At 72.6% G+C, this 26,703-nt stretch carries 22 protein-coding genes and 1 riboswitch; of the genes, 21 read left to right on the top strand and 1 reads right to left on the bottom strand.

The genetic code is table 11. The features are described 5' to 3' along the window. The first annotated feature begins 92 nt into the window (after window positions 1–92). The 19 genes from pyrR (at window position 93) to AB0K03_RS26875 (ending at window position 23,430) form a co-directional block, all read left to right on the top strand. Entirely contained in the window at window positions 93–719 is a 627-nt protein-coding gene (gene pyrR, locus AB0K03_RS26965; protein WP_364689883.1) for a bifunctional pyr operon transcriptional regulator/uracil phosphoribosyltransferase PyrR, read from the top strand. Further along, window positions 716–1,678: an aspartate carbamoyltransferase catalytic subunit gene (locus tag AB0K03_RS26960; protein ID WP_364689881.1), complete on the top strand. Its 963-nt coding sequence runs from the start codon at window positions 716–718 to the stop codon at window positions 1,676–1,678. The genes pyrR and AB0K03_RS26960 overlap by 4 nt, the downstream gene beginning before the upstream one ends. Then, complete coding sequence (locus AB0K03_RS26955; protein ID WP_364689878.1) at window positions 1,675–2,940, top strand: dihydroorotase; 1,266 nt, start codon at window positions 1,675–1,677, stop codon at window positions 2,938–2,940. Before AB0K03_RS26960 ends, AB0K03_RS26955 begins: the two co-directional genes overlap by 4 nt. Next, window positions 2,937–4,046, top strand: a complete 1,110-nt coding sequence (carA, locus tag AB0K03_RS26950) for a glutamine-hydrolyzing carbamoyl-phosphate synthase small subunit (protein ID WP_364689875.1) — start codon at window positions 2,937–2,939, stop codon at window positions 4,044–4,046. Before AB0K03_RS26955 ends, carA begins: the two co-directional genes overlap by 4 nt. Next, entirely contained in the window at window positions 4,046–7,354 is a 3,309-nt protein-coding gene (gene carB / locus AB0K03_RS26945; protein WP_364689872.1) for a carbamoyl-phosphate synthase large subunit, read from the top strand. The genes carA and carB overlap by 1 nt, the downstream gene beginning before the upstream one ends. After that, window positions 7,351–8,355, top strand: a complete 1,005-nt coding sequence (locus AB0K03_RS26940) for a quinone-dependent dihydroorotate dehydrogenase (RefSeq protein WP_364689869.1) — start codon at window positions 7,351–7,353, stop codon at window positions 8,353–8,355. Before carB ends, AB0K03_RS26940 begins: the two co-directional genes overlap by 4 nt. Then, the gene (locus AB0K03_RS26935; RefSeq protein ID WP_364689867.1) at window positions 8,352–9,611 is read left to right on the top strand and encodes an adenosylmethionine--8-amino-7-oxononanoate transaminase; all 1,260 of its coding nucleotides are present in this window, start codon (window positions 8,352–8,354) and stop codon (window positions 9,609–9,611) included. The genes AB0K03_RS26940 and AB0K03_RS26935 overlap by 4 nt, the downstream gene beginning before the upstream one ends. A gap of 76 nt (window positions 9,612–9,687) precedes the next feature. Next, window positions 9,688–10,518 (top strand): orotidine-5'-phosphate decarboxylase, encoded by an 831-nt coding sequence (gene pyrF, locus AB0K03_RS26930; RefSeq protein WP_364689864.1) that lies wholly within the window; start codon window positions 9,688–9,690, stop codon window positions 10,516–10,518. Between the two features lie 184 nt (window positions 10,519–10,702). Beyond that, a complete protein-coding gene (gene mihF / locus AB0K03_RS26925; RefSeq protein WP_071807771.1) occupies window positions 10,703–11,020 on the top strand; it encodes an integration host factor, actinobacterial type in 318 nt (105 codons plus the stop codon). 32 nt (window positions 11,021–11,052) lie between these two features. Continuing rightward, a complete protein-coding gene (gene gmk, locus AB0K03_RS26920) occupies window positions 11,053–11,652 on the top strand; it encodes a guanylate kinase (RefSeq protein WP_364689861.1) in 600 nt (199 codons plus the stop codon). A 72-nt stretch (window positions 11,653–11,724) separates the two neighbouring features. Then, the gene (rpoZ, locus tag AB0K03_RS26915; RefSeq protein WP_015623990.1) at window positions 11,725–11,988 is read left to right on the top strand and encodes a DNA-directed RNA polymerase subunit omega; all 264 of its coding nucleotides are present in this window, start codon (window positions 11,725–11,727) and stop codon (window positions 11,986–11,988) included. A 528-nt stretch (window positions 11,989–12,516) separates the two neighbouring features. After that, a complete protein-coding gene (gene coaBC, locus AB0K03_RS26910) occupies window positions 12,517–13,740 on the top strand; it encodes a bifunctional phosphopantothenoylcysteine decarboxylase/phosphopantothenate--cysteine ligase CoaBC (RefSeq protein ID WP_364689858.1) in 1,224 nt (407 codons plus the stop codon). 76 nt (window positions 13,741–13,816) lie between these two features. Further along, a complete protein-coding gene (gene metK, locus AB0K03_RS26905; protein ID WP_364689855.1) occupies window positions 13,817–15,007 on the top strand; it encodes a methionine adenosyltransferase in 1,191 nt (396 codons plus the stop codon). Window positions 15,008–15,254: 247 nt separating this feature from the next. Next, window positions 15,255–17,642: a primosomal protein N' gene (locus tag AB0K03_RS26900; RefSeq protein WP_364689852.1), complete on the top strand. Its 2,388-nt coding sequence runs from the start codon at window positions 15,255–15,257 to the stop codon at window positions 17,640–17,642. Window positions 17,643–17,865: 223 nt separating this feature from the next. Beyond that, window positions 17,866–19,074: a cytochrome P450 gene (locus AB0K03_RS26895; RefSeq protein ID WP_364689849.1), complete on the top strand. Its 1,209-nt coding sequence runs from the start codon at window positions 17,866–17,868 to the stop codon at window positions 19,072–19,074. 239 nt (window positions 19,075–19,313) lie between these two features. Then, a complete protein-coding gene (def, locus tag AB0K03_RS26890) occupies window positions 19,314–19,871 on the top strand; it encodes a peptide deformylase (RefSeq protein WP_364689846.1) in 558 nt (185 codons plus the stop codon). 4 nt (window positions 19,872–19,875) lie between these two features. Next, window positions 19,876–20,802, top strand: a complete 927-nt coding sequence (fmt, locus tag AB0K03_RS26885) for a methionyl-tRNA formyltransferase (RefSeq protein ID WP_364689843.1) — start codon at window positions 19,876–19,878, stop codon at window positions 20,800–20,802. Next, the gene (locus tag AB0K03_RS26880) at window positions 20,799–22,439 is read left to right on the top strand and encodes a transcription antitermination factor NusB (protein ID WP_364689840.1); all 1,641 of its coding nucleotides are present in this window, start codon (window positions 20,799–20,801) and stop codon (window positions 22,437–22,439) included. The genes fmt and AB0K03_RS26880 overlap by 4 nt, the downstream gene beginning before the upstream one ends. 364 nt (window positions 22,440–22,803) lie before the next feature. Continuing rightward, window positions 22,804–23,430, top strand: a complete 627-nt coding sequence (locus tag AB0K03_RS26875) for a sulfotransferase family protein (RefSeq protein ID WP_364689837.1) — start codon at window positions 22,804–22,806, stop codon at window positions 23,428–23,430. A 235-nt stretch (window positions 23,431–23,665) separates the two neighbouring features. On the opposite strand, the gene AB0K03_RS26870 is transcribed toward AB0K03_RS26875, so the two are convergent. Continuing rightward, complete coding sequence (locus tag AB0K03_RS26870; RefSeq protein ID WP_364689834.1) at window positions 23,666–24,532, bottom strand: septum formation family protein; 867 nt, start codon at window positions 24,530–24,532, stop codon at window positions 23,666–23,668. A gap of 66 nt (window positions 24,533–24,598) precedes the next feature. Between AB0K03_RS26870 and rpe the strand changes: the two genes are divergently transcribed. Both rpe and AB0K03_RS26860 read left to right on the top strand, forming a co-directional pair. Beyond that, a complete protein-coding gene (gene rpe / locus AB0K03_RS26865; protein WP_364689831.1) occupies window positions 24,599–25,276 on the top strand; it encodes a ribulose-phosphate 3-epimerase in 678 nt (225 codons plus the stop codon). Next, complete coding sequence (locus AB0K03_RS26860; protein ID WP_364689828.1) at window positions 25,273–26,295, top strand: response regulator; 1,023 nt, start codon at window positions 25,273–25,275, stop codon at window positions 26,293–26,295. The genes rpe and AB0K03_RS26860 overlap by 4 nt, the downstream gene beginning before the upstream one ends. Before the next feature lie 61 nt (window positions 26,296–26,356). Continuing rightward, window positions 26,357–26,537: riboswitch (FMN riboswitch) on the top strand. Window positions 26,538–26,703: the final 166 nt, after the last annotated feature.

Below are 26,703 nucleotides of genomic sequence, written 5' to 3'. Positions count from 1 at the left end.
GCGCTCACTGGTAACGTAGCGTCAGCCATCGGGCGGCCCCTTGCCGGGGTGCCGCTCGAGCGCTGAGAAGACGTCCTTTAACGACCCGTCCCGTGAGGCGGGGAAGGAGGTCCGCCGTGGCATACCCACGCGCCGACACAGGTTCTCCGGCCGGCTCCCGCACCAGCGGGGCCGCCGCCGGCACGAAGATCATTCTTTCCGGGTCCGACCTGCAGCGGGTCGTCGACCGGATCGCTCACCAGATTCTCGAGAAGACCTCGGGCGCCACCGGCACCGTTCTGCTCGGCATCCCCACCCGCGGTGTGCCGCTGGCCCGCCGCCTCGCCGCGCGCATCCACGCCTTCGAGGGCATCGACATCCCGGTGGGCGCGCTGGACATCACCCTCTACCGCGACGACCTGCGGTTGCACGCGACGCGCGCGCTGGGCAAGACCGACATCCCCGGCGACGGGCTCGACGGGCGCCGCGTCATCCTCGTCGACGACGTGCTCTTCTCCGGGCGTACGGTCCGGGCCGCCCTGGACGCGCTCAGCGACGTCGGCCGGCCCAGTTCCGTGCAGCTCGCCGTGCTGGTCGACCGCGGTCACCGCGAGCTGCCGATCCGCGCGGACTACGTGGGCAAGAACATCCCCACGGCGCTGGCCGAGAAGGTGAAGGTCTCGCTCGCGGAGACCGACGACGGCGTGGACGAGGTCAAGCTGTACGGAGGAGCCGCATGATCAAGCACCTGAGGTCCGCGGCGGACCTGGACGCGGACACCGCCACGCTGATCCTGGACACCGCCGCCGAAATGGCCGCCCTGGCCGGTCGCGAGGTCAAGAAGCTGCCGACCCTGCGCGGGCGTACGGTCGTCAACCTCTTCTACGAGGACTCCACGCGTACCCGGATCTCGTTCGAGGCCGCGGCCAAGCGGCTCTCCGCGGACGTCATCAACTTCTCGGCCAAGGGCTCCAGCGTCTCGAAGGGCGAGAGCCTCAAGGACACCGCGCTGACCCTGCAGGCGATGGGCGCCGACGCGGTCGTGATCCGGCACCCGGCCTCCGGCGCGCCGCACCGGCTCGCGTCCTGGGTGGACGGTTCGGTGATCAACGCCGGCGACGGCACCCATGAGCACCCCACGCAGGCGCTGCTCGACGCGTACACGATGCGCTCGAGGCTCGGGAAGATCGACGGCCTGAACGTCGCGATCGTGGGTGACGTCCTTCACAGCCGGGTCGCGCGTTCCAACGTTCTGCTGCTCAGCACCCTCGGCGCCAAGGTCACCCTGGTCGGTCCGCCGACCCTCATCCCGGTCGACATCGCCGCGGCCCTCTCGCCGCAGACTGAGCTTGCCCGCAGCGGAAAACCGAAAGAAACCCGGACAGGAGTGTCGTACGACCTGGATAGCGTCCTGCCCGACATGGACGTCGTGATGATGCTGCGGGTGCAGACCGAGCGGATGCAAGACTCGTATTTCCCCTCCGCCCGTGAGTACAGCCGCCGCTACGGTCTCGACGCCCCGCGCATGAGGAAGCTGCCCGAGCACGCGATCGTCATGCACCCCGGCCCGATGAACCGGGGCATGGAGATCGCGCCCGAGGTGGCCGACTCGTCCCGCTCCACGATCGTCGAACAGGTCGCCAACGGCGTCAGCGCCCGGATGGCCGTTCTCTACCTGCTCCTCGGAGGCAAGGCATGAAGTCGTACCTCATCAAAGGTGTCTCCGTGGTCGGCGGCAAGCCGGCCGACCTGCTGATCCGCGACGGGATCGTCGCCGAGGGCGGCGGCAAGGCGGACGAGACGATCGACGCCGAGGGCCTCGTGGCCCTGCCCGGCTTGGTCGACCTGCACACCCACCTGCGCGAACCGGGCCGCGAGGACGCCGAGACGGTGGAGACCGGCTCCCGCGCGGCGGCCCTGGGCGGTTACACCGCGGTCTTCGCGATGGCCAACACCTCCCCGGTCGCCGACACCGCCGGCGTCGTCGAGCAGGTCTGGCGGCTGGGCCGCGAGGCGGGGCTGGTCGACGTGCAGCCGATCGGCGCGGTCACCGTCGGGCTCGCCGGCAAGCAGCTCGCGGAGCTGGGCGCGATGGCCACCTCCGCCGCCGGCGTACGGATCTTCTCCGACGACGGTCACTGCGTCGCCGACCCGCGCCTGATGCGCCGCGCGCTGGAGTACGTGAAGGCCTTCGACGGGATCATCGCCCAGCACGCCGAGGAGCCGCGGCTCACCGAGGGCGCGCAGATGCACGAGGGCGAGGTCTCCACCCGGCTCGGCCTCACCGGCTGGCCGGCGGTCGCCGAGGAGGCGATCATCGCCCGCGACGTGCTGCTGGCCGAGCACGTCGGCAGCCGCCTACACGTCTGCCACGTCTCGACGGCCGGGTCCGTCGAGGTGCTGCGCCAGGCCAAGGCCCGCGGGGTACGGGTGACCGCCGAGGTCACGCCGCACCACCTGCTGCTCACCGACGAGCTCGCCGCCAGCTACGACCCCGTCTACAAGGTGAACCCGCCGCTGCGCACGGCCGCCGACGTGCAGGCCCTGCGCCGGGCGCTGGTCGACGGGGTCATCGACATCGTCGCCACCGACCACGCCCCGCACGCCGTCGAGGACAAGGAGTGCGAATGGGCGTACGCCCGGCCGGGCATGGTGGGTCTCGAGACCGCCCTCCCCGTGGTCCTCAGCGTTCTCGGTGAGCAGTGGGAGCTGATCGCCGAGCGCATGTCCCGCACCCCCGCCCGCATCGCGGGCCTGACCGGGCACGGCACCGACCTGACGGTCGGCTCGCCGGCCAACCTCACGCTGGTGGACCCGTCCGCCCGCCGGGTCGTGGACCCGGCCGAGCTGGCGAGCCGCAGCCGCAACACACCGTACGCGGGCACCACCCTGCCGGGTCGCATCGTCGCGACCTTCCTCCGGGGAGAGCCGACAGTCCTGGACGGGAAGGCCGTCAAGTGAAACCAGCAATCCTTGTTCTCGAAGATGGGCGGACGTTCTCCGGAACGTCTTACGGCGCCGAGGGGGAGACCTTCGGCGAGGCCGTGTTCACCACCGGCATGACCGGCTACCAGGAGACGCTGACCGATCCGTCGTACCACCGGCAGGTCGTGATCCAGACGGCTCCGCAGATCGGCAACACCGGCGTCAACGACGAGGACGACGAGTCCGGCCGGATCTGGGTCGCCGGCTACGTCGTGCGTGACCCGGCCCGCCGCCCCTCCAACTGGCGGTCCACCGGCGACTTGGGCGAGCGGCTGGCCGCCGAGGGTGTGGTCGGGATCAGCGGCGTCGACACCCGCGCGCTGACCCGGCACCTGCGCTCGCGCGGCGCGATGCGGGTCGGCATCTCCACCGTCGACCTCGATCCCGCCTCGCTGCTCGAGCGGGTCAAGGCGTCGCCGCAGATGGTCGGCGCCGACCTGTCCGCCGAGGTCACCACGCCCGAGCGGTACACGGTCGAGGCCGTGGGCGAGCACCGCTACACCGTCGCGGCGCTTGACCTGGGCATCAAGCGCAACGTGTCGCGCCGGCTGGCCGAGCGGGGCGTCACCACGCACATCTTCCCGGCGACCACCACCATCGAGGAGATGCTCGCGGTCAGCCCGGACGCGGTCTTCCTGTCGCCCGGCCCGGGCGACCCGGCCACCGCCGACGGGCCGGTCTCGCTGGCCCGCGCGGCGCTGAGCCGCCGCGTGCCGCTGTTCGGCATCTGTTTCGGCAGCCAGATCCTGGGCCGCGCGCTCGGCTTCGGCACCTACAAGCTCGGGTACGGCCACCGCGGCATCAACCAGCCGGTGTTCGACAAGACCACCGGCAAGGTCGAGGTGACCAGCCACAACCACGGGTTCGCGGTCGACGCGCCGCTGAACACCGTGATCGACACCGACTTCGGCGGGGTCGAGGTCTCACACGTCTGCCTCAACGACAACGTGGTCGAGGGCTTGCGGGCGCTCGAGGTGCCCGCCTTCACCGTCCAGTACCACCCCGAGGCGGCCGCGGGCCCGCACGACGCGGATTACCTGTTCGACCGGTTCGTCGAGCTCGTCGAGAAGGTTGTTGCCTGATGCCCAAGCGCACTGATCTGCGGCACGTGCTCGTGATCGGCTCCGGTCCCATCGTCATCGGGCAGGCCTGCGAGTTCGACTACTCCGGCACCCAGGCCTGCCGGGTGCTGCGCGCCGAGGGGCTGCGCGTCTCCCTGGTCAACTCCAACCCCGCGACGATCATGACGGACCCGGAGTTCGCCGACGCCACGTACGTCGAGCCGATCACGCCCGAGTTCGTCGAGATGGTCATCGCCAAGGAGCGCCCCGACGCGCTGCTGCCCACCCTCGGCGGCCAGACCGCGCTGAACACCGCGGTCGCGCTGCACGAGAACGGCGTGCTCGACAAGTACGGCGTCGAGCTGATCGGCGCCAACATCGACGCGATCCGCCGCGGCGAGGACCGGCAGCTGTTCAAGGACATCGTCGCCAAGGCCGGCGGCGACACCCCGCGCAGCCGGGTCTGCCACTCGATGGACGAGGTCAAGGCGACCGTCGCCGAGCTGGGCCTGCCGGTCGTCATCCGGCCGTCGTTCACGATGGGCGGCCTCGGCTCCGGCATGGCGCACAGCGACGAGGATCTCGAGCGCATCGCCGGCGCCGGCCTCGCCGCCTCACCCGTGCACGAGGTGCTGATCGAGGAGAGCGTGCTCGGCTGGAAGGAGTACGAGCTCGAGCTGATGCGCGACAAGAACGACAACGTCGTGGTCGTCTGCTCGATCGAGAACCTCGACCCGATGGGCGTGCACACCGGCGACAGCGTCACCGTCGCGCCGGCGATGACCCTGACCGACCGTGAGTACCAGCGGCTGCGCGACCTCGGCATCGCGGTGCTGCGTGAGGTCGGCGTCGACACCGGCGGCTGCAACATCCAGTTCGCGATCAACCCCGACAACGGGCGCCTCGTGGTCATCGAGATGAACCCCCGGGTCTCGCGCTCCTCGGCGCTGGCGTCGAAGGCCACCGGCTTCCCGATCGCGAAGATCGCCGCGAAGCTGGCCATCGGCTACACGCTCGACGAGATCCCGAACGACATCACGCTCAAGACCCCGGCGGCGTTCGAGCCGGCGCTCGACTACGTGGTCGTCAAGATCCCGCGGTTCGCGTTCGAGAAGTTCCCCGGCGCCGACGGCGAGCTGACCACCACGATGAAGTCGGTGGGCGAGGCGATGAGCCTGGGCCGCAACTTCAGCGAGGCGCTCAACAAGGCGATGCGCTCGATGGAGACCAAGGCGACCGGCTTCTGGACGGCGCCGACCTTCACCGACGTCGACGCCGCGCTGGAGGCGCTGCGCACGCCGCACGACGGGCGTCTCTACACAGTGGAGGCCGCACTGCGGCTCGGCGCCACCGTCGAGCAGGTGCACGAGGCCAGCGGCCGCATCGACCCCTGGTTCCTCGACGAGATCAAGGCCCTGGTCGACCTGCGCGCCGAGATCCTCGCCGCCCCGGTGCTCGACGAGGCGCTGCTGCGGCGTGCCAAGCGGGCCGGGCTGTCCGACCGTCAGCTCGCCGCGCTGCGGCCCGAGCTCGCGGGTGAGGACGGCGTACGGACGCTGCGGCACCGCCTCGGCATCCGGCCGGTCTACAAGACGGTCGACACGTGCGCGGCCGAGTTCGAGGCGAACACGCCATACCACTACTCGTCGTACGACGAGGAGACCGAGGTGGCGCCGTCGGACCGGCCCAAGGTGCTGATCCTGGGCTCGGGGCCGAACCGCATCGGGCAGGGCATCGAGTTCGACTACTCCTGCGTGCACGCGGTCATGGCGCTCAAGGGCCAGTACGAGACCGTCATGGTCAACTGCAACCCGGAGACCGTCTCCACCGACTACGACACCGCGGACCGGCTGTACTTCGAGCCGCTCACGTTCGAGGACGTGCTCGAGGTCTTCCACTCCGAGGACTCCTCCGGCAAGGCGGCCGGCGGCCCCGGCGTCGTCGGCGTGATCGTCCAGCTCGGCGGGCAGACCCCGCTCGGCCTGGCCCAGCGGCTCAAGGACGCCGGCGTGCCGATCGTGGGCACCTCGCCGGAGTCCATCGACCTGGCCGAGGACCGGGGCGCGTTCGGCGCGGTGCTGGCCAAGGCCGGGCTGCGCGCGCCCGAGCACGGCACCGCCACCTCGTTCGAGGAGGCCAAGGCGATCGCCGACGAGATCGGCTACCCGGTGCTGGTGCGGCCCTCGTACGTGCTCGGCGGCCGCGGCATGGAGATCGTCTACGACGAGCCGACCCTGGCCGACTACATCGCCCGGGCCACCGAGATCTCGCCGGACCACCCGGTGCTGGTCGACCGGTTCCTGGACGACGCGATCGAGATCGACGTGGACGCGCTCTGCGACGCCACCGGCGAGGTCTACCTCGGCGGCGTGATGGAGCACATCGAGGAGGCCGGCATCCACTCCGGCGACTCCGCCTGCTCGCTGCCGCCGGTCACCCTGGCCGGCTCGCACCTGGCCGAGGTACGCCGCTACACCGAGGCGATCGCCCGCGGCGTGGGGGTGCGCGGCCTGCTCAACGTCCAGTACGCGCTCAAGGACGACGCCCTGTACGTCCTCGAGGCCAACCCGCGTGCCTCGCGAACCGTCCCGTTCGTCTCCAAGGCCACGGCGGTGCCGCTGGCGAAGGCGGCCGCCCGGATCATGCTCGGGGCCACCGTGAAGGAGCTGCGCGACGAGGGCATGCTGCTGCGCACCCGCGACGGCGGCGAGACCCCGGAGCACGCGCCGATCGCGGTCAAGGAGGCGGTGCTGCCGTTCAAGCGGTTCCGCACGCCGGCCGGCAAGGGCATGGACAGCCTGCTCAGCCCGGAGATGAAGTCCACCGGCGAGGTGATGGGCATCGACCCCGGCTTCGGCCCGGCGTACGCCAAGTCGCAGGCCGCCGCGTACGGTTCGCTGCCGACCAGCGGCAAGGTCTTCGTCTCGGTCGCCAACCGGGACAAACGCTCGATGATCTTCCCGATCAAGCGCCTGGCCGACCTGGGCTTCACGATCGTCACCACCGCGGGCACCGGCGAGGTGCTGCGCCGGCACGGCATCGAGTGCGAGATCGTCCCGAAGCACTTCGAGAGCCCGGGCCGCAACGCGGTGGCGCTGATCGGCGCGGGCGAGATCGCGCTGATCATCAACACCCCGCAGGGCTCTGGCGCGAGCGCCCGCTCGGACGGCTACGAGATCCGCAGCGCGGCGGTCATCCACGACATCCCGAGCATCACGACGGTGCCGGGCGCGGCCGCCGCGGTGATGGGCATCGAGGCGCTCATGCGCGGCGAGATGTCCGTACGCCCGCTGCAGGAGCTGCACGCCGCCCTGCGGGAGAGCGAGTGACGATCTTCGAGACCGCCGTCCGCCCGGTGCTGTTCCGGGTGGGCGGCGGCGACGCCGAGAAGGCGCACGAGTTCACCCTCGCGCGCCTGGCCGGGCTGGGCTCCGGCGCCCGGGCCCTGCTGCGTCGCCGGTACGCGGTGAGCGACCCGGCCGAGGTCTTCGGCGTCCGGTTCCCCAACCGGGTGGGCCTGGCGGCCGGCATGGACAAGAACGGCGTGGCGCTGCCGGCGTGGCCCGCGCTGGGCTTCGGCTTCGTCGAGGTCGGCACGGTCACCGCGAAGGCGCAGCCGGGCAACGACAAGCCCCGGTTGTTCCGGCTGCGCGAGAGCCAGGCCGTGATCAACCGGATGGGCTTCAACAACGCGGGCGCGGCGGCGCTGGCCGAGCGGCTGCGGGCGCTGGGGTCGATCGGGGTGCCGCTCGGGATCTCGCTCGGCAAGTCCAAGGTCACGCCGCTGGAGGACGCGGTCGAGGACTACCTGACCTCCTACGAGCTGCTGCACCCGTACGCGGACTACATCGCGGTCAACGTCTCGTCGCCGAACACGCCGGGTCTGCGCACGCTGCAGGACAAGAGTGCCCTGGCGGCCCTGCTCGGTGCCCTCGTGGGCAAGGTTCCGGTGCTCGTCAAGATCGCGCCGGATCTCACCGAGCCGGCGATCGCCGAGCTGCTCGAGGTCTGCCTCGCGTACGGCGCCGCCGGGGTGATCGCGACGAACACCACGCTCAGCCGCGACGGCGTCGCCGGGCCGGACCAGGCCCGCGCCGCCGAGGCGGGCGGCCTCTCCGGGCGGCCGCTGACCGAGCGGGCCCGCAAGATCGTCCACTTCGTCCACGAGGAGACCGGCGGCCGGCTGCCGATCATCGGCGTGGGCGGGATCGTCGAGGCCGACGACGCGGCCCGGATGTTCGACGCCGGGGCCTCGCTCATCCAGCTCTACACCGGGTTCATCTACCGGGGCCCGGCGCTGGTCAGAGCGGCGGCCAAGGCCGGCCGATGAATCTGCTCGCCCTCGACCGGGCGCACGTCTGGCATCCGTACGGGCCCATGCCCGGCCGCGCCGAGCCGTACCTGGTCGAGAGCGCGCAGGGCGTACGCCTGCGGCTGGCCGACGGCCGGGAGCTGGTCGACGGCATGTCGTCGTGGTGGGCGGCGATCCACGGCTACCGGCACCCGGTGCTCGACGCCGCGCTGACCGGGCAGGCGGGCCGGATGAGCCACGTCATGTTCGGCGGCCTCACCCACGCGCCCGCCGTCGAGCTGTGCCGGAGCCTCGTCGAGCTGACCCCGGAGGGGCTGGAGCACGTGTTCCTCGCCGACTCCGGGTCGGTCGGCGTCGAGGTCGCGATCAAGATGGCCCTGCAGGCCCAGCTCGCCGACGGCCATCCCGCCCGGCGCCGCCTCGCCACGTGGCGAGGCGGCTACCACGGCGACACGTTCCACCCGATGAGCGTCTGCGACCCGGTCGGCGGGATGCATGCTCTGTGGACCGGCGTGCTGCCGGCCCAGGTCTTCGCCGGGCCGCCGCCGGCGGACTACGACGAGGCGTACGCGAACGAGCTCGCCGAGATGGTCGAGCGGCACGCGCACGAGCTCGCCGCGGTGATCGTCGAACCCGTGGTCCAGGGTGCCGGCGGGATGCGGTTCCACCATCCGCGCTACCTGCGGGTGCTGCGTGAGGCCACGGCGGCGCACGGGATCCTGCTGATCTTCGACGAGATCGCGACGGGCTTCGGGCGTACCGGGGAGCTGTTCGCCGCGCACCACGCCGGCGTGACGCCCGACATCATGTGCGTCGGCAAGGCGCTGACCGGGGGATACCTGACGCTCGCCGCGACGCTGTGCACGCCGCGGGTCGCGCGGTCGGTGAGCGCCGGCGACGCGGGAGGCCTCGCGCACGGACCCACGTTCATGGGCAACCCGCTCGCCTGTGCCGTCGCGAACGCCTCCATCGGGCTTCTGACGGCCGAGGACTGGCGGGCGCGTGTGATGGGCGTGGGGCGGGGTCTGCGCGCCGGTCTGGAGCCGCTGAGGAGCGCGCCCGGCGTCCTCGACGTCCGCGTGCTCGGCGCCATCGGAGTGGTCCAGCTGGACCATCCGGTCGACATGGCCAAGGCGACGGCCGCCGCGGTGGAGGCGGGCGTGTGGCTGCGCCCGTTCCGCGACCTGATCTACACGATGCCGCCGTACGTCTCCGGCGACGCCGACGTCGCCCTCATCGCCCGCGGGATCGCCGCGGCCGTCTCGGCCGCCTGAGCGGCTCCCCGGCCCCATTACCCGGGCCATCGCGGCGGTGCTGTCCGCCACCTGACAGGAGAGGAAACCCTGCCCCATGGAGACCTTCGGAAGCCGATTGCGCGCCGCCCTGGACGAGCGTGGTCCGCTGTGCGTCGGCATCGATCCCCACGCCGCTCTGCTGGCGCGCTGGGGACTCTCCGACGACGTCGCCGGCCTGGAACGCTTCAGCTTTACGGTTGTCGAAGCACTGGCCGATCGGGTCGCCGTCCTGAAGCCGCAGTCGGCGTTCTTCGAGAGATTTGGGTCACGCGGCATCGCCGTTCTTGAGTCAATTATCCGACAGTCACGCGAGGCCGGTGCGCTGGTGCTCCTCGACGTGAAACGGGGCGACATCGGCTCGACGATGGCGGCGTACGCGAGCGCCTACCTGGATCCGGACAGTCCGCTGCGTGCCGACGCGATTACTGTCAGTCCCTATCTCGGGGTGGGTTCGCTGCAGCCGGCATTCGACATGGCGGCCGCGCACGGCGGCGGCGTCTTCGTCCTCGCGCTGACGTCCAATCCGGAAGGACCGGAGGTTCAGCACGCCCGCGCGGCCGGCGGGCGGACCGTCGCGCAGACCGTCATCGACGAGATTTCCCAGCTCAACAGGGGTGCGACGGGCCTCGGAAGTTTCGGACTCGTGGTCGGAGCGACCATCGGGGACACCGGGCACGACCTGTCCGCGGTCAACGGGCCGCTCCTCGCGCCCGGCCTCGGCGCCCAGGGCGGCGACCCCGCGGGGCTGAAGTTGATCTTCGGTGAGAGCCTGCGGAACGTGCTGCCGTCGTACTCACGCGAGGTTCTCTCCGCGGGCCCGGAGGCGGTCGCGTTGCAGGCCGCCGCGGACCGCGCCGTGGCCGCCTGCCGGGCGGTGATCGGGTGAAACGGCCTGCTTACCAGGCTCGGCCGCAGCCGGGTGGGGGGTACCCCCACGTTGCCGAAACGGCCATTGACCGCTAGTTTTCCCGGCGCCGGGAACCACATGCCCCTTTGGTTCCCTGGCACACCACGTTTCACAGATGCGCCGGTATTGGACTACAGGCGCGATAGGGACCTGAGGAGAACTGGTGCCGCTCCCGTCACTGAGCCCCGAGCAGCGTGCAGCCGCGCTGGAGAAGGCCGCGGAGATTCGCAAGGCCCGGGCCGAGCTGAAGGATCAGCTCAAGTCCGGCAAGACCACCCTCGCCGCCGTGCTCGACCGGGCCGAGGGCGACGACGTCGTCGGCAAGCTGAAGGTCTCGGCCGTGCTCCAGGCGCTGCCGGGCATCGGCAAGATCCGGGCTACCCAGATCATGGAGAAGCTCAAGATCGCCGACAGCCGTCGCCTTCGTGGCCTCGGCGAGCAGCAGCGTAAGGCCCTCCTGGGGGAGTTCGCTGCAAACTGACTCACGGGCTCGTGTAGGAATGAGCCGTGAGCATGGATGACGACGCGCGCCCGGCGGCCCGACTCACCGTCCTCTCCGGCCCCTCGGGGGTGGGCAAGGACAGCGTGATCGAGCTGATCCGGGCGCGCTCGCCATGGATCAAGCTGTCGGTGTCGGTGACCACCCGCAAGAAGCGCGACTACGAGACGGACGGCGAGCACTACCACTTCGTCACCCGTTCGGAGTTCCAGCGCCTCGTCGACGGCGACCAGCTGCTCGAATGGGCGGAGTTCGCGGGCAACCTCTACGGCACGCCCCGCGCCCAGGTCGAGGGCTGGCTGTCGCAGGGCCGGCCGGTGCTGCTGAAGATCGACCTGCAGGGCGCGCGCCAGGTGCGCGCCTCGATGCCGGACGCTCAGCTGGTGTTCCTCGCCCCGCCGAGCGTCGAGGAGCTGCGCCGCCGCCTGATCGGCCGCGGCACCGACGACGAGGAAACCATCCGTCGCCGCCTCGCGCACGCCGACGAGGAGCTCGCCGCGGAGAAGGAATTCGACCGTACGGTGGTCAACGACTTCGTCGAGCGCGCCGCCGACGAGCTGGTAGGATTGCTCGGTTCGTCATTTCTGACCCCCGCGCAGGTGCCGGAGTCCTAGAACATCCCGCACTTTCTGGACATCGCACCGGGTCGCCCGGGTCTCAGTCGTCGTCGTTAGGACAGGAATTCCGTGGGAACCATCGCCAACCCCGAGGGCATCACCAACCCGCCGATCGACGAGCTGCTCGACAAGACCTCGTCGAAGTACTCGCTGGTGATCTTCGCGGCCAAGCGCGCCCGCCAGGTCAACGCCTACTACAGCCAGCTCGGTGAGGGCCTCCTGGAGTACGTCGGCCCCCTCGTGGAGACGACCCCGCAGGAGAAGCCGCTCTCGATCGCGATGCGCGAGATCAACGCGGGGCTGCTCACCGCCGAGGCCACCGACAACCCCTGACGGCCGGCCGTCCCGATCCACCCGCGGCCCGGCCGCCTCGCCGCAGACCCGGCCAGGCCGCCTCGCTTCACCGGCGGCCCCGGCCGCCTCGCTTCACCGGTGGTTTCCGATCGCCCAGCTTGATCGGCGGTTCCGATCGCCTCGCTTCACCGGCGGCCCGTGCCGCCTCGCTGCGTCGCACCCGCGTCCGCTTCGTGCGGGCGCGGGTTTTCCGTTCCCCGGGCGGTTCGCCACCTCGAGGTTCGTCACTCAGGGGTTGGTCGCCCGGGCGGCCGGTCACGTGGGCGGTCGCTCCGGCGGTCCGTCGCTCGGGCATCGCGTCACCTGGGCGGTCGCTCCGGCGGTCCTTCGTCTGCGCGGTCGCTCCGGCGCCCGTCGCCTCGCGGTCGTCGTGCGGCGGTCGTCTCCCGGCGGTCGTCTCCCGGCGGTCGTCTCCCGGCGGTCGTCTCCCGGCGGTCGTCTCCCGGCGGTCGTCTCCCGGCGGTCATCCCCCGGCAGTTCGTCGTCACCCGGTAGAGGAGTGTGGTCATGACCGAGGTCGTGCTCGGTGTCTGTGGCGGGATCGCCGCCTACAAGGCGTGTGAGCTCCTCCGGCTGTTCACCGAGTCCGGGCATGCTGTCCGGGTGGTGCCCACCGCCTCAGCCCTGCGGTTCGTCGGCGCGCCGACCTGGGCGGCGCTGTCCGGCCGGCCCGTCGCCACCGAGGTGTGGGACGACGCGCACGAGGTGCCGCACGTCCGTATCGGCCGGCACGCCGACCTGGTCGTGGTCGCCCCCGCCACCGCGGACATCCTCGCCAAGGCCGCGCACGGCATCGCCGACGACCTGCTGACCAACACACTGCTCACGGCGACCTGCCCGGTGGTGTTCGCCCCGGCGATGCACACCGAGATGTGGGAGAACGCCGCCACCCAGGCCAACGTCGCGACCCTGCGCAGCCGCGGGATCGTCGTCATCGAGCCCGCCGTCGGCCGGCTCACCGGCGCCGACACCGGCAAGGGCCGGCTGCCCGACCCCGAGGCGATCTTCGCGGCCGCGCTGCGGGTGCTGCGCCGGGGTGCCGCCGCGGACAGCGACCTGGCGGGGCGGCGGGTCGTGGTCACCGCGGGCGGCACGCGGGAGCCGCTCGACCCCGTACGGTTCCTCGGCAACCGGTCGTCCGGCAAGCAGGGGTTCGCGCTCGCGCGCTCGGCGGTCGCCCGTGGGGCGCAGGTCACGCTCATTGCGGCGAACGTCACTCTGCCCGTACCCGCGGGTGTTGATGTCGTCCGGGTCGGCACCACCGAGGAGCTGCGGAAGGCGGCCGTCGAGGCCGCCGCGGCGGCCGACGTCGTCGTCATGGCGGCCGCGCCCGCCGACTTCCGCCCCGCCGCCGTGGCCGGCCGGAAGATCAAGAAATCCGACGACGGTACGGCGCCGGCGATCGAGCTGGTCACCAATCCGGACATCGCCGCGGAGCTGGGTGCCGCGAAGCGCCCTGGTCAGCTGCTCGTCGCGTTCGCCGCCGAGACGCACGACGCGCTCGAGAACGCCCGCGGCAAACTCACCCGGAAACGCGCCGACCTCATCGTCGTTAACGAGGTGGGTACCGACCGGGTCTTCGGCGCCGACCACAACACGGTGACCATCCTGGGCGCCGACGGGACCACCCTGCAGCTCGGGGAACTCCCCAAAGACGATGTGGCGGATGCGATATGGGACGAGGTCGCCTCGCGCCTCGATCCGCAGGCCAGCGAGGATGGGACGGCGTGAGACCGGACCTGCACCCACCCAGCGGCGGTGACTACACTGCCGCGGAACGAACCTTCGACGAAATCTGAGGAGCACCGTGGCACGCCGCCTGTTCACTTCCGAGTCGGTCACGGAAGGCCACCCGGACAAGATCGCTGATCAGATCAGCGACGGTATTCTCGACGCCCTGCTGCGGCAGGACCCGCGTAGCCGCGTCGCGGTGGAGACGCTGATCACGACTGGCCAGGTGCACGTGGCCGGTGAGGTCACGACGCAGGCGTACGCCGACATCCCGAGCATCGTGCGCGAGACCATCCTGGGCATCGGGTACGACTCGTCGAAGAAGGGCTTCGACGGCGCGTCGTGTGGCGTGAGCGTGTCGATCGGCTCGCAGTCGCCGGACATCGCGCAGGGCGTGGACAGCGCGGTCGAGCTGCGCGAGGGCAACTCCGAGCACGTCCTCGACGCGCAGGGCGCGGGCGACCAGGGCATGATGTTCGGTTTCGCCTGCTCGGAGACGCCCGAGCTGATGCCGCTGCCGATCGCGCTGGCGCACCGGCTGGCGCGCCGGCTGTCGGCGGCGCGCAAGGACGGCACGATCCCCTACCTGCGCCCGGACGGCAAGACCCAGGTGACCATCGAGTACGACGGTCTGCGCCCGGTGCGCCTCGACACGGTGGTGGTGTCCTCGCAGCACGCCGCGGACATCTCGCTCGAGTCGCTGCTCACCCCGGACGTCCGCGAGCACGTCATCGCCCCCGAGCTCGAGGGCCTCGGCCTGGACACCGAGGGCTACCGCCTGCTGGTGAACCCGACCGGCCGCTTCGAGATCGGCGGCCCCATGGGTGACGCGGGCCTGACCGGCCGCAAGATCATTGTGGACACGTACGGCGGCTACGCCCGCCACGGCGGCGGCGCCTTCTCCGGCAAGGACCCGTCGAAGGTGGACCGTTCCGCGGCGTACGCGATGCGCTGGGTCGCCAAGAACGTGGTGGCCGCGGGCCTCGCCGAGCGGTGCGAGACGCAGGTCGCGTACGCGATCGGCAAGGCGCACCCGGTCTCGCTGTTCGTCGAGACCTTCGGCACCGAGAACGTGCCGGTGGAGCGCATCGAGAAGGCGATCCACGAGGTGTTCGACCTGCGCCCGGCCGCGATCATCCGCGACCTGGACCTGCTGCGCCCGATCTACCAGCAGACCGCCGCGTACGGCCACTTCGGCCGTGAGCTGCCGGAACTGCTCTGGGAGAGCACCGACCGCGCCCAGGACCTGAAGAACGCGGCAGCCTGACGGCTGCCGCTCAGCCGGGCGATCGATCGCCGCGGCGTTCAGCGCATTGACGACGAAGCCAGATGCCCCGGCCGGTGCCGGGGCATCTGCTCGTTCCGAAGCATCTGCTCGTTCCGGGGCGGGACCGTCCCCGGTACCGGCGCCCGCGTCGTCACCATCCCCGGTACGGGCGCCGGCGTCGTCGGCGGACGTGGGGGCTGCCGCGCTGTTCGACGAAGATGTCGTACCCCGGCGCGAGAATGTCCGGGTGACGGCGAAGAGCAAGGACCGCGAACCGGCACCGGCGCTGCCGGTCGCGCGGGTCTGCGTCGACGTGCCGCTGCCGCACCTGGACCGCCCGTTCGACTACCTGGTCCCGGCCGCCGACGATGCCGCGGCGCAGCCCGGGGTCCGGGTCAAGGTCCGGTTCGCGGGCCAGATGGTCAACGGCTTCCTCCTCGAGCGCGTGGAGTCCAGCGCGCACGCGAGACTCGCCTTCCTCGACAAGGTCGTGTCACCCGAACGCGTCCTGGACCCCGAGATCGCCCGGCTCGCCCGCGCGGTGGCGGACCGCTACGCCGGCAACCTGTCCGACGTGCTGCGCCTGGCCGTGCCACCCCGCCACGCCCGGGTCGAGGCGCAGGCCATGCCCGCCGTTCCGACCCCGGAGGACGATCCGGGCTCCGCTGTTCCCGCGATGGTGAGTGGGCCGGTCATGCCGGACGGGCCCGGCGAAGCTGTTGATTCGGCTGCGGCGGACGAGCCGGTCTCAACGGCCGTGCCTGGCGCGGGTGCTGTGGCGGCCGTGGGGGCGGATGACGCGGTCTCGGTCGATGTGCCGGGTGCTGTGGCGGCCGTGGGGGCGGATGACGCGGTCTCGGTCGATGTGCCAGGCGCGGGTGTCGTGGGGGCGGATGACCAGGTCTCGGTCGATGTGCCCGACATGGATGCTGTGCCGGCCGTGGGGGCCGAGCAGGCCGGGGACGGGCAGCCCGGCTCCGGTGGTGCCCATCCGGTCGACGCGGCTCCGGTGGCCGTCGAGCCCGGCCGGGCGGCTCACTCCGCTGACGCCGGTGCGGCCGTGTCCTCCGACGCCTCCGGTTCCTTCGCGCCGGGCTGGGCCGATTACCCGGCGGGTCCCGCCTTCCTGCACGCCCTCGCGGACGGTCGGCCCGCGCGGGCGGTCTGGTCGGCGTTGCCCGGTGAGGACTGGCCGGCTCGGATCGCTGAGGCTGCCGCTGCCACCGTACGGGCCGGCAAGGGTGTGGTTGCCGTCGTCGCCGATGCCCGGGATCTGGAGCGGCTCGACCGGGCCCTGACCAAGGTGCTCGGGGACGGGCGGCATGTCGCGCTCAACGCCGCCGCCGGGCCCTCCGAGCGGTACCGGCGTTTTCTCGCCGCCAGCCGGCACCGGGTGCCGGTTGTCGTCGGGACGCGGGCGGTCATGTTCGCACCCGTCGCCGATGTGGGGCTCGTCGTGATCTGGGACGACGGCGACGATCTGCACGCCGAGCCGCGGGCGCCCTATCCGCACGCCCGGGAGGTGCTGCTCACCCGGGCTCAGCTCGCCGGGTGTGCTGCGCTTGTCGGGGGCTTCGCGCGTACGGGTGAAGGGCAGTTGCTCCTGGAGACCGGCTGGGCCAAGGAGATCGTGGCGACGCGCGGCACGTTGCGCGCGCGGAGCCCGGCGATCGCGCCGACCGGGGATGATCCGCAGCTCGCGCGTGATCCCGGGGCGGCGACCGCGCGGCTGCCCAGCCTGGCCTGGCAGGCGGCGCGGCAGGCGTTGCAGGGCGGCGCGCCGGTCCTCGTTCAGGTGCCGCGCCGCGGTTATCTGCCGTCGGTCGCCTGTGCTGAGTGCCGCACCCCCGCGCGGTGCCCGCACTGTTCCGGGCCGCTCGGGCTGGCCGGGGCACGATCCGTTCCGACCTGCCATTGGTGCGGGCGCGCCGCCGCTGCGTACGCGTGTCCCGCCTGCGGTGGCCGCCGGCTGCGCGCCTCGGTCACCGGCGCGCGGCGCACGGCCGAAGAGCTCGGCCGGGCCTTCCCGGGCGTGCCGGTGCGGACGTCGGGCCGCGACGAGATCCTCGACACCGTGCCGGGCGACGCCGCGCTGGTCGTCGCGACGCCGGGGGCCGAGCCGGTCGCCGAAGGCGGGTACGGCGCCGTCCTCCTGCTCGACACGTGGGCCCTGCTGACCCGCGCCGACCTGCGCGCGGCCGAGGAGACGATGCGCCGCTGGCTGTCCGCGGCGGCTCTCGCCCGTCCGGCACCCGCCGGAGGCCGTGTCGTGGTCGTGGCGGACGGATCACTCGCCCCGGTGCAGGCGCTGCTGCGCTGGGATCCGGGCTGGTTCGCCGCCCGCGAGCTCGCCGAGCGCCGTGAACTCGGCTTCCCGCCGGCTGCCCGGATGGCGAGCCTCACCGGCAAGGCCGAGGCGGTCGCCGAGCTCCTCGACGCCACGCACCTGCCCCCGGGCGCAGAGGTGCTGGGCCCGGTGCCGGCGCCGGACGACCAGGAACGCATGCTCGTCCGGGTGTCGCGCGGCAGAGCGGCCGAGCTGGCCCGGGCGCTGCACGAGGCGGCGGCCGTGCGGAGCGCGAAGAAGGCGGCCCTGCCGGTCCGCGTCCAGGTCGACCCGGCCGAGCTGCTCTGACGCGCGTGCCGGGCCGCAGACAGGCGCGGTCAACGGCGACGCACGCGCCCGACCGGGCGAGGAGGGCGGCCGCACGTCGGACGCGGCGGTGCGCGGCGTCGTCTGCCGGAGACCGACGCGTCGCGTTCCCGCACGGGATGCCGGCGACCTCGCTCGGCCGGTGCCGGAAATAGACAGCGCTGCTTGATCGACATGGGGGTGGACGGGTCAGCACAATGGAGCGATGGATGCCGCCGACGCCATCTCGACCCTGCTCTCGGCCGGAGCCGGCCGTAACCCCTACCCGGCGTACGCGGCGCTGCGGTCGTACGGGCCGGTCGTCGGGCACGGCGGGGCGTTCTTCGTGTGCGGGTACACCGCCGCCGATGCGATTCTGCGCGACCCGGCGATGGTCGCGTACGACTCCGCGCTGCTCGACGCGCAATGGTCCGATTGGCGGGCGAACCGCGGTGTCGCGCTGTTCGCCGATTCGATGTTGCGGCAGAACCCGCCCAACCACACGCGGATGCGGCGGCTGGCGTCCGGCGTGTTCACGGCACGGCGGGTCGCCCGGCTGCAGGACGTGATCGTCGCGCAGGTCGACGAGGCGCTGGACGAGCTGGCCGGGCAGGCCGACGGCGGGGTCGTGGACTACATGACGCATCTGGCGTACCCGTTGCCGATCGGGGTGATCTGCGCCCTGCTGGGCGTGCCCGCGAGCGATCGTGGGCGGTTCCGGCGCCTCGCCGAGGCGCTCACCGCGGTTCTCGAGGTGCGCTTCACCGAGGAGCAGGCGGTGGCGGCGCACAGCGCTGCCAAGGAGCTGGAGGACTACTTCACCTCGCTGATCGAGCTGCGGCGGCAGGAGCCGCGGGACGACCTGGTGACCGCGCTGGCCGCCGCGCACGACGCCGGCGGCGACAAGCTGACCGCCGACGAGCTGATGGGCAACCTGGCGCTGCTGCTGGTGGCCGGGTTCGAGACCACCACCAACCTGCTCGGCAACGGCCTGCACCTGCTGCTCGAGCGGCCCGAGCAGGCCGCGCGGCTGCGGGCGGATCCGGAGCTGGCCCCGGCGTTCGTGGAGGAGATCCTGCGGTACGACTCGCCGGTGCAGCTGACCGAGCGGTTCGCGGGGGTGGATGCCGAGGTCGCCGGGGTGCCGGTGCCTGCGGGCAGCGAGCTCGTGCTGTTCCTGGGGGCCGCGAACCGGGATCCGCAGCGCTTCGCCGACCCGGACCGGTTCGACCCGGACCGGCCGGACAACGCGCCGCTGTCGTTCGGCGCGGGCGCTCACTACTGCCTGGGCGCGCCGCTGGCCCGGCTGGAGGCGAAGGTGGCGCTGCCCGCCCTGCTGCGCCGGTTCCCGCGGATCGCGGCGGCGGGGGAGCCCGCCCGCCGGGACAGGCTCACGCTGCGGGGATGGGCGACGCTGCCGGTCTCGCTGGGCTGAGCCAGCCGCAACAAGCCCGCCACGCGCCGTTGCGACCGGGGGGCCAGGCCGGCGGCAGCCAGGCGCCGTTGCGACCGCCGGCTTGCTCGCCGGGAGACGCCGCCGGGAGGCATCGCCGCCGGGTCGGCGCCGCCGCCGGCGGTCCCGGCTCCGGCGGCGGTGAGGCTCGGTGCAGGCGGTGCTGCCTGCTCCGTAGACTGCAGGGTGTCCCACCGTACGGCGATCAGGAGTGGCATCGCGTGACCGTCCAGCCCATCCGTCTGTTCGGCGACCCGGTGCTGCGTACGCAGGCCGACCCGGTCACCGATTTCGACAAGGAACTGCGCGCCCTCGTGCGGGACCTCACCGACACCATGCTCGACGAGTCCGGGGCCGGGCTGGCCGCCCCGCAGCTCGGTGTGGGTCTGCGGGTGTTCACGTTCAACGTCGACGACGTGGTCGGGCACATCGTCAACCCGGTGCTGAGCTTCCCCGACGCCGAGGAGCAGGACGGCCCCGAGGGCTGCCTGTCGATCCCGGGCGTCTACGTGGACACGAAACGGCGGCAGAACGTCGTCGCGGAGGGCCTCAACGAGTACGGCGACCCGATCAAGCTGGTGGGCACCGGCCTGATGGCGCGGTGCATGCAGCACGAGACCGACCACCTGGACGGGGTGTTGTTCCTTGACCGGCTCGACGCCGCCGCCCGCAAGGAGGCGATGAAGCAGATCCGGGCCGCCGACTGGTACCACGCCGGGAAGCCGCCGGTGGTCAAGACCAGCCCGCACGGCAGCGGCCTCTTCGGCCTGGGGCGGTGACCGGGTGCGTCTGATCTTCGCCGGTACGCCGGAAGTCACCCTCCCGTCCCTCGACGCGATCGCAGCGTCCTCCCATGAGCTCGTCGCCGTCGTGACCCGGCCGGACGCCCCGGCGGGCCGTGGCCGCCGCCTGGTCCGCTCGCCCGCCGGCGCCTGGGCCGACGAGCGTGGCATCGAGGTGCTCACCCCGCAGCGGCCGCGGGAGCCGGAGTTCCAGGAGCGGCTGCGCGAGCTCGCGCCCGACTGTGTGCCCGTGGTCGCGTACGGCGCGCTCGTTCCGCCGTCCGCGCTCGAGATCCCCAAGCACGGCTGGGTGAATCTGCACTTCTCGCTGCTGCCGGCATGGCGGGGCGCGGCTCCCGTGCAGCACGCCGTCCTGCACGGCGACGAGGTCACCGGCGCCAGCGTCTTCGAGCTGGAGGCCGGCATGGATACCGGTCCCGTGTACGGCACGCTCACCGAGCGCATCCGCGCCGAGGACACGGCGGGTGACCTGTTGGGCCGGCTCGCCACCGAGGGTGCCGGGCTGCTCGTGGCGGTCCTCGACGCGATCGAGGCGGGTACGGCCCGCGCGCACCCGCAGCCGGCCGACGGCGTGTCGATGGCGCCCAAGATCACGGTCGAGGACGCGCGGGTCCGCTGGTCCGATCCGGCGTTCGCGGTCGACCGGCGCATCCGGGCCTGCACGCCGGCCCCCGGCGCCTGGACCACCCTGCGCGACGAGCGGGTCAAGCTCGGCCCGGTGCGGCCGGTGGCCAACGCCGAGCCGCTCCGGCCCGGGGAGCTGCTGGTCGAACGCACCCGCGTGCTGGCCGGCACCGCCACCACCCCGGTGATCCTCGGCGAGGTCCGGGCCGCCGGCAAGAAGCCCATGTCCGCGAGCGACTGGGCGCGCGGCCTGCGGATCAACCCGGGGGAGCAGCTCCAGTGAGTGCCGAGGACCGTCCGGACAGCAAAGAGGACAGCGAAGCACCCCGCGCAACTCAGCCGGAGAGCCGGGAACAGCGCACGGACCGCCCGGACAGCAGCGACCAGCGCACGAACCGGCCGGACAGCAGCGACCAGCGCACGGACCGCGCGGACAGCCGGGAACACCGCGCGGACCGGCCGCACAACTCCGGACGGCCCCGGCGTCCCGGCGGGCCCGGCTACGGCCGCACCCAGGGACGCGACGCCCGCACCGGTCGCGCGCCGCGGGGCGGTCGCCCGCCGTCCGACCCGGCGCGGCAGGCGGCGTACGAGGCGATCGCGGCGGTGCATCGCGACGACGCGTACGCGAACCTCGTGCTGCCCGAGATCCTGCGCGGCATGGGGCTGCAGGGGCGGGATGCGGCGTTCGCCACCGAGCTCACGTACGGCACCCTGCGCGCGGTCGGCACCCTCGACCTGATCATCGCCGAGGCGGCGGGGCGTGAGGTGTCACGCATCGACCCGCCGGCCCGTGACGCGCTGCGGCTCGGCGCGTACCAGTTGCTCTTCACCAGGGTGCCCGCCCACGCGGCCGTGAACCAGACCGTGGACCTGGTCCGGTCGGTCGCGCCCGGCGCGGCCGGCTTCTCGAACGCGGTGATGCGCGGCATCTCCGAGACCAGCCTCGACGACTGGCTGGCGCGCGTGGCGCCGGACTACGAGCAGGATCCGATCGGCAACCTCGCCGTCGTGCACAACCACCCCGAGTGGATCATCCGGTCGTTCGCGGAGTCGCTCGGCGGCGACCTGGAGGACACGGCGCGCCTGCTCATCGAGGACAACCAGCCGCCGGTCGTACACCTGTGCGCCCGCCCCGGCCGCTCCGACGCCGTCGATCTCGCCGACGAGGTGGGCGGGGTGCCGGGCGCGTTCTCGCCGTACGCGGTCTACCTCAACGGCGGCTCGCCGGGCGACCTCGCGGCCATTCGGGACGGCCGCGCCCACGTGCAGGACGAAGGCTCGCAGCTGGTGGCGGCGGCGCTGCTGGCCGCGCCGGTCGAGGGCCGCGACACCCGCTGGCTGGACCTGTGCGCCGGCCCCGGCGGCAAGACCGGCCTGCTCGGCTCGATCGCCGCGCTGCGCGGCGCCGACGTCACCGCGGTCGAGGTCGCCGACCACCGGGCCCAGCTGGTCGAGCAGGCCACCGTCGGTCTGCCGGTCACCGTCCTGCCGACGGACGGGCGTACGGTGGGCCGCGACCCCGACCTGGCCGAGGAGTCGTTCGACCGGGTCCTGGTCGACGCCCCGTGCACGGGTCTGGGCGCGCTGCGCCGGCGCCCGGAGGCCCGATGGCGGCGCCGGCCGGACGACCTCCCGCCGCTCACCCGCCTCCAGCGGGAGCTGCTCGTGGCGGCTCTGCGCGCGGTACGCCCGGGTGGCGTGGTGGCGTACGTGACGTGCTCCCCGCACATGGTGGAGACGCAGGTGACGGTCACCGAGGGCTCGCGCCGCAGCGGGGTCGAGGTGGACTTCGTGGACGCCCGGCCGTTGCTGCCGCCGGGCATGCCGAAGCTCGGGCCGGGGCCGACTGTGCAGCTGTGGCCGCACCGGCACGGCACGGACGCGATGTTCCTGGCGGTCCTGCGCCGCACCAGCTGAGCAATTCCGGCCGGCGGCGGCTTCGTGCCGGCGGCTTCGTGCCGGCGGCTTCGTGCCGGCGGCGGGGTGCCGGGCGCGCGCCCGACGGCGGAGCTACCCCGCACCGCACCGTGAGGAGCGGCGCGGTGGCGCCGGCTGAGCGGCCCGGTGGCTGGCCGACGGGCGCGGCCACCCGGGTGAGGTGGCGTGGCCGCCCGGGTGAGGTGGCGTGGCCGCCCGGGTGAGGTGGCGCGGTGGCGGGGTGAGCGGCCCGTGGCCGGGCGATGGGGTGCGCGACCCATGACCTGCGCGAACGTGCCGAGGCGCCCGATATCGCGTCGAAAAGTTCACTTTTCGGGTCAACAAACCCTGGTATTGATGACGGATGGATGTCATCGGAGCAGGATTCGGACGTACCGGCACACTCAGCCTCAAGGTCGCCCTCGAGCGGCTGGGTCTCGGCCCGTGCATGCACATGACGTCGCTGTTCGAAGCGCCGGAGCGCGCCGACTCGTTCCGGCGCGCCGCCGAGGGGGACGCCGGCCGCCTGCGCGAGGCCCTGGCCGGTCACCGGTCCACCGTGGACTGGCCGGGAACGTACTTCTGGCGGGAGCTGACCGCCGAGCACGCGGACGCCAAGGTGATTCTCACCGTGCGCGACCCGGACGCCTGGTACGACAGCGCCCACCGGACGATCTTCTTCGCGGCGAACCAGGCCCGGCAGGGCGGTGCCACGCCCGCCGGTCCGGTGATCGACATGATCGACGCGCTGGTCTGGGAGGGCACGTTCGGCGGCCGGTTCGCCGACCGCGCGGCCGCGGTCCGGATCTTCGAGGAGCACAACGCGGCCGTACGCCGCGAGGTGCCCGCCGGCCGGCTGCTCGAGTTCGAGGTGAAGCAGGGCTGGGAGCCGCTCTGCGCCTTCCTCGGGGTGCCGGTGCCGGACGAGCCGTTCCCGCGCACCAACGACAGCGCGGAGTTCCAGGCAAGGGTCGCCGCCGCACGCCGCTGACCACCGAAGCGGCCGGGCTGCCGCGTCGTCGGGCTGCCGCGCTGCCGGGCCGCAGGGCCGCCGGGCTGCGGGGCTGCCGCGCCGCCGGGCTGCGGGGCTGCCGGGCTGCCGCGCCGCTGGTCCCCTGGTCGGCCGGGCCGCCGGATCGCCACCCGGCCGGCCCCGGCCGCACGAGCACGCGCCGGTGCGAGCCCCTCGGTCGACGGCCAGGACGCCCGGCCCGGCGTCCTGGCCGTCAGTCGACGGGCAGGACCTCCGGTCCGGCGTCCTTCAGTGACCGCGTCAGCGTGCGCTCGGCGAAGTAGATGAAGCAGCGCACCCGCCGCTCGCCCGCCAGCCATTCCGTGCGGGTCGGGTTGTAGGAGATCCACCCGCTGCGGTACTGCATGTCCGAGTCGTCCGGCAGGCGGGCGAAGCGGGCGATCACGCTGCGGCAGCCCGCGGCGGCGCGGGCCGTGCCGGATTCGAGGGCCGCGTACGAGATGTCCGGGGCCTGCCAGAGGCCGGCGAACTCGGCGCGGTGCCTGCTCGTGCACGGTACGGGCTTCATCTCGGTGACCGTCTCGCCCTTGACCGACGGGGCGAAGCAGCCCAGCCGGAGCGGGGACGGGCCGGCGAGCTCCCCCTCGAGACTTCCCGCGCGTCCGCTCTGGCCGTACCCGTCGAGGTCGGACTGGGTGACGTCGCAGCGGAACCAGCGCGCGCCGCCGGACCAGGCCTGACGGGTCGGCCAGACCACGTGGACCGCGAGGCGGGCGGCGCGCCATTGGCCGCCGAGGAAGTCCACCGCCTGGTCCGCGCATTCCCGGTAGGCCGCCTTCGCGCCGGGCGTGCCCGCCGCCGGTGCCACGTCGGCGTCGGCGGCCGTGCCGACGGCGAAGGTCTCGCTGACGTGCACCTGGGCGCAGTCCAGCGGGCGGTAGCCGGCGGCCGCCTCCGTCTGGGTGAGGCTCGCGTGGCACAAGCCGGCCTGCGGGCGGAACGGCGCGGGTGCGGACGGCAGCGCCCAGCCGTCGGTCAGGTCGCCGTCGGTGCCGTCGGGGGGCGCGGTGGTGCAGCCGGCGGCGAGAAACACCACCAGCAGGTACGCGAAGTGCCGCATGCCAGCCTCCCCGGGAGAACTCCATGAGTATCCCGGGCGCCGCGCACGAGGCCATACACTTCACCGGTGGAGTCATCGCCGATCATCGCCCCCAGCATCCTCGCCGCCGACTTCGCGCGCCTCGCCGACGCGGTGCACGACATCGAGGGTGCGGCCGACTGGGTGCACGTGGACGTCATGGACAACCACTTCGTGCCCAACCTGACCATCGGCCTGCCGGTCGTGGAGAGCCTGCGCAAGGCGACCACGATCCCGTTCGACGTGCACCTGATGATCACCGACCCGGAGCGCTGGGCGCCCGGGTACGCGGAGGCCGGCGCGTACAACGTGACGTTCCACGCCGAGGCCTGCGAGAACCCGGTGGCGCTGGCCAAGACGCTGCGGGCGGCGGGGGCGAAGGCGGGGGTGGCGATCGACCGGGACACGCCCGTCGAGCCGTACCTGGAGCTTCTGCCCTATCTGGACACCCTGCTGATCATGACGATCAAGGCGGGCTTCGGCGGCCAGAAGTTCCTGCCGGAGATGCTGGACAAGGTCCGCGACGTGCGGCGCCGGATCACCGCCAAGGACCTGCAGGTGCGCCTGGAGGTGGACGGCGGCATCGCGGCCGATACGATCGAGCAGGCCGCCGCGGCCGGCGCCGACGCGTTCGTGGCGGGCACCGCCGTGTACGGCGCCGACGACCCCGCCGAGGCGGTCCGCAAGCTGCGGGCCCTCGCCGAGCGTTCCCTGGCGCACTCATGAGCACCGGTGTCGTCCGGCGCGCCGGCGACGGGCCGGGCAGCGAGCCCGAGGAGAAGCGCGACCTCATCATGGTCGTGGACGACGACGCCGACATCGCCGGGTTCGTCGCGTTCAACCTCGAGGTGCACGGCTTCGACGTGGTCCGGGCCTGCAACGGCCAGGAGGCGCTGGAGCTGATGGAGACCCGTCGCCCCGACCTGGCGGTGGTGGACTGGATGATGCCGCAGATGGACGGCGTGGAGCTGACCCGCCGGCTGCGTGCCGAGCCGCTCACCTCCGCGCTCCCGGTGATCATGCTGACCGCCAAGGGCATGACCGTGGACAAGGTCGTCGGCCTGACCGCGGGCGTCGACGACTACCTCGTGAAGCCGTTCGACACCGCGGAGCTGATCGCCCGGGTCTCCTCGACGCTGCGGCGCAACAAGGAGTTCCGCGAGGTGTCGCCGCTGACCGGCCTGCCCGGCAACGCCCGCGTCACCCGCGAGATCGCGGACCGGATGAAGGCGAGCGGCGACTTCTCGGTCGGCTACGTCGACATCGACCGGTTCAAGCCGGTCAACGACGTGTACGGCTTCGACCGCGGCGACGAGTTCATCACCGTGCTGGCCCGCAGCCTGCACCGCGCCGCGGCCGCCGCCGGGCGCCCGCCGGTGTTCCTGGGCCACATCGGCGGCGACGACTTCGTGTTCATCTGCCACCCCGACCAGGTGCTGCCGCTGACCAAGCACATGGTCACCGACTTCGAGGCCTCCGCCGACCAGCTGTACGACCCCGAGGACGCGCAGCGCGGCTACATCGAGGTGCCGGACCGCCGCGGCGGCAAGCAGCGCGCCGCGCTGGTCACGCTCTCGATCGGCGTCGCGCAGTCCATCGCGGGCGGCCGGTTGTACGACGACCACCGCGCCGTCGTGGCAGTCGCGTCCGAGATGAAGAAGGTGGCCAAGAGCCAGCCGGGCTCGTACGTGGCCATCGACCGCCGGCGCAGCGACTCGGACCTGGACGACGAACCGACCCTGTGACGTGGGTCGCCCGGCAGGTGGCAGATCGCGCAGGACGTGGAAGACTGGCCGGTGACCCACCACGCGCTGGCGGGACTCGGTGAAATTCCGAACCGGCGGTGATCCTTCCCCCACGGGAAGGTAAGCCCGCGACCCGGACGTCGAACCTCGGCGGCCGGTGGACCTGGTGAGACTCCGGGGCCGACGGTTGATCGACCGGCACACGCCGATCGGTCAGACAGTCCGGATGGGAGACAGCGCGCGGAACAGGACCGAGGTGTCCGCGGGTCGGCCCGTCCGGGCGCAGTGCCGGGCGAGCCGGCGCCGTACCCTCGCCCGGGGCGCGCGAAGCGTACCCTGATGTCCGGTTCCCGGCTTATTTCCCTCACCTTCCGGCGCGTGACCGTACCGCGTCAGGGAAGGGCTGAG

This window comes from Actinoplanes sp. NPDC049316 (assembly GCF_040677315.1).
In the GTDB taxonomy this organism is placed as follows: Bacteria; Actinomycetota; Actinomycetes; order Mycobacteriales; family Micromonosporaceae; genus Actinoplanes.
This window is presented reverse-complemented; position numbering and strand designations above follow the sequence as displayed.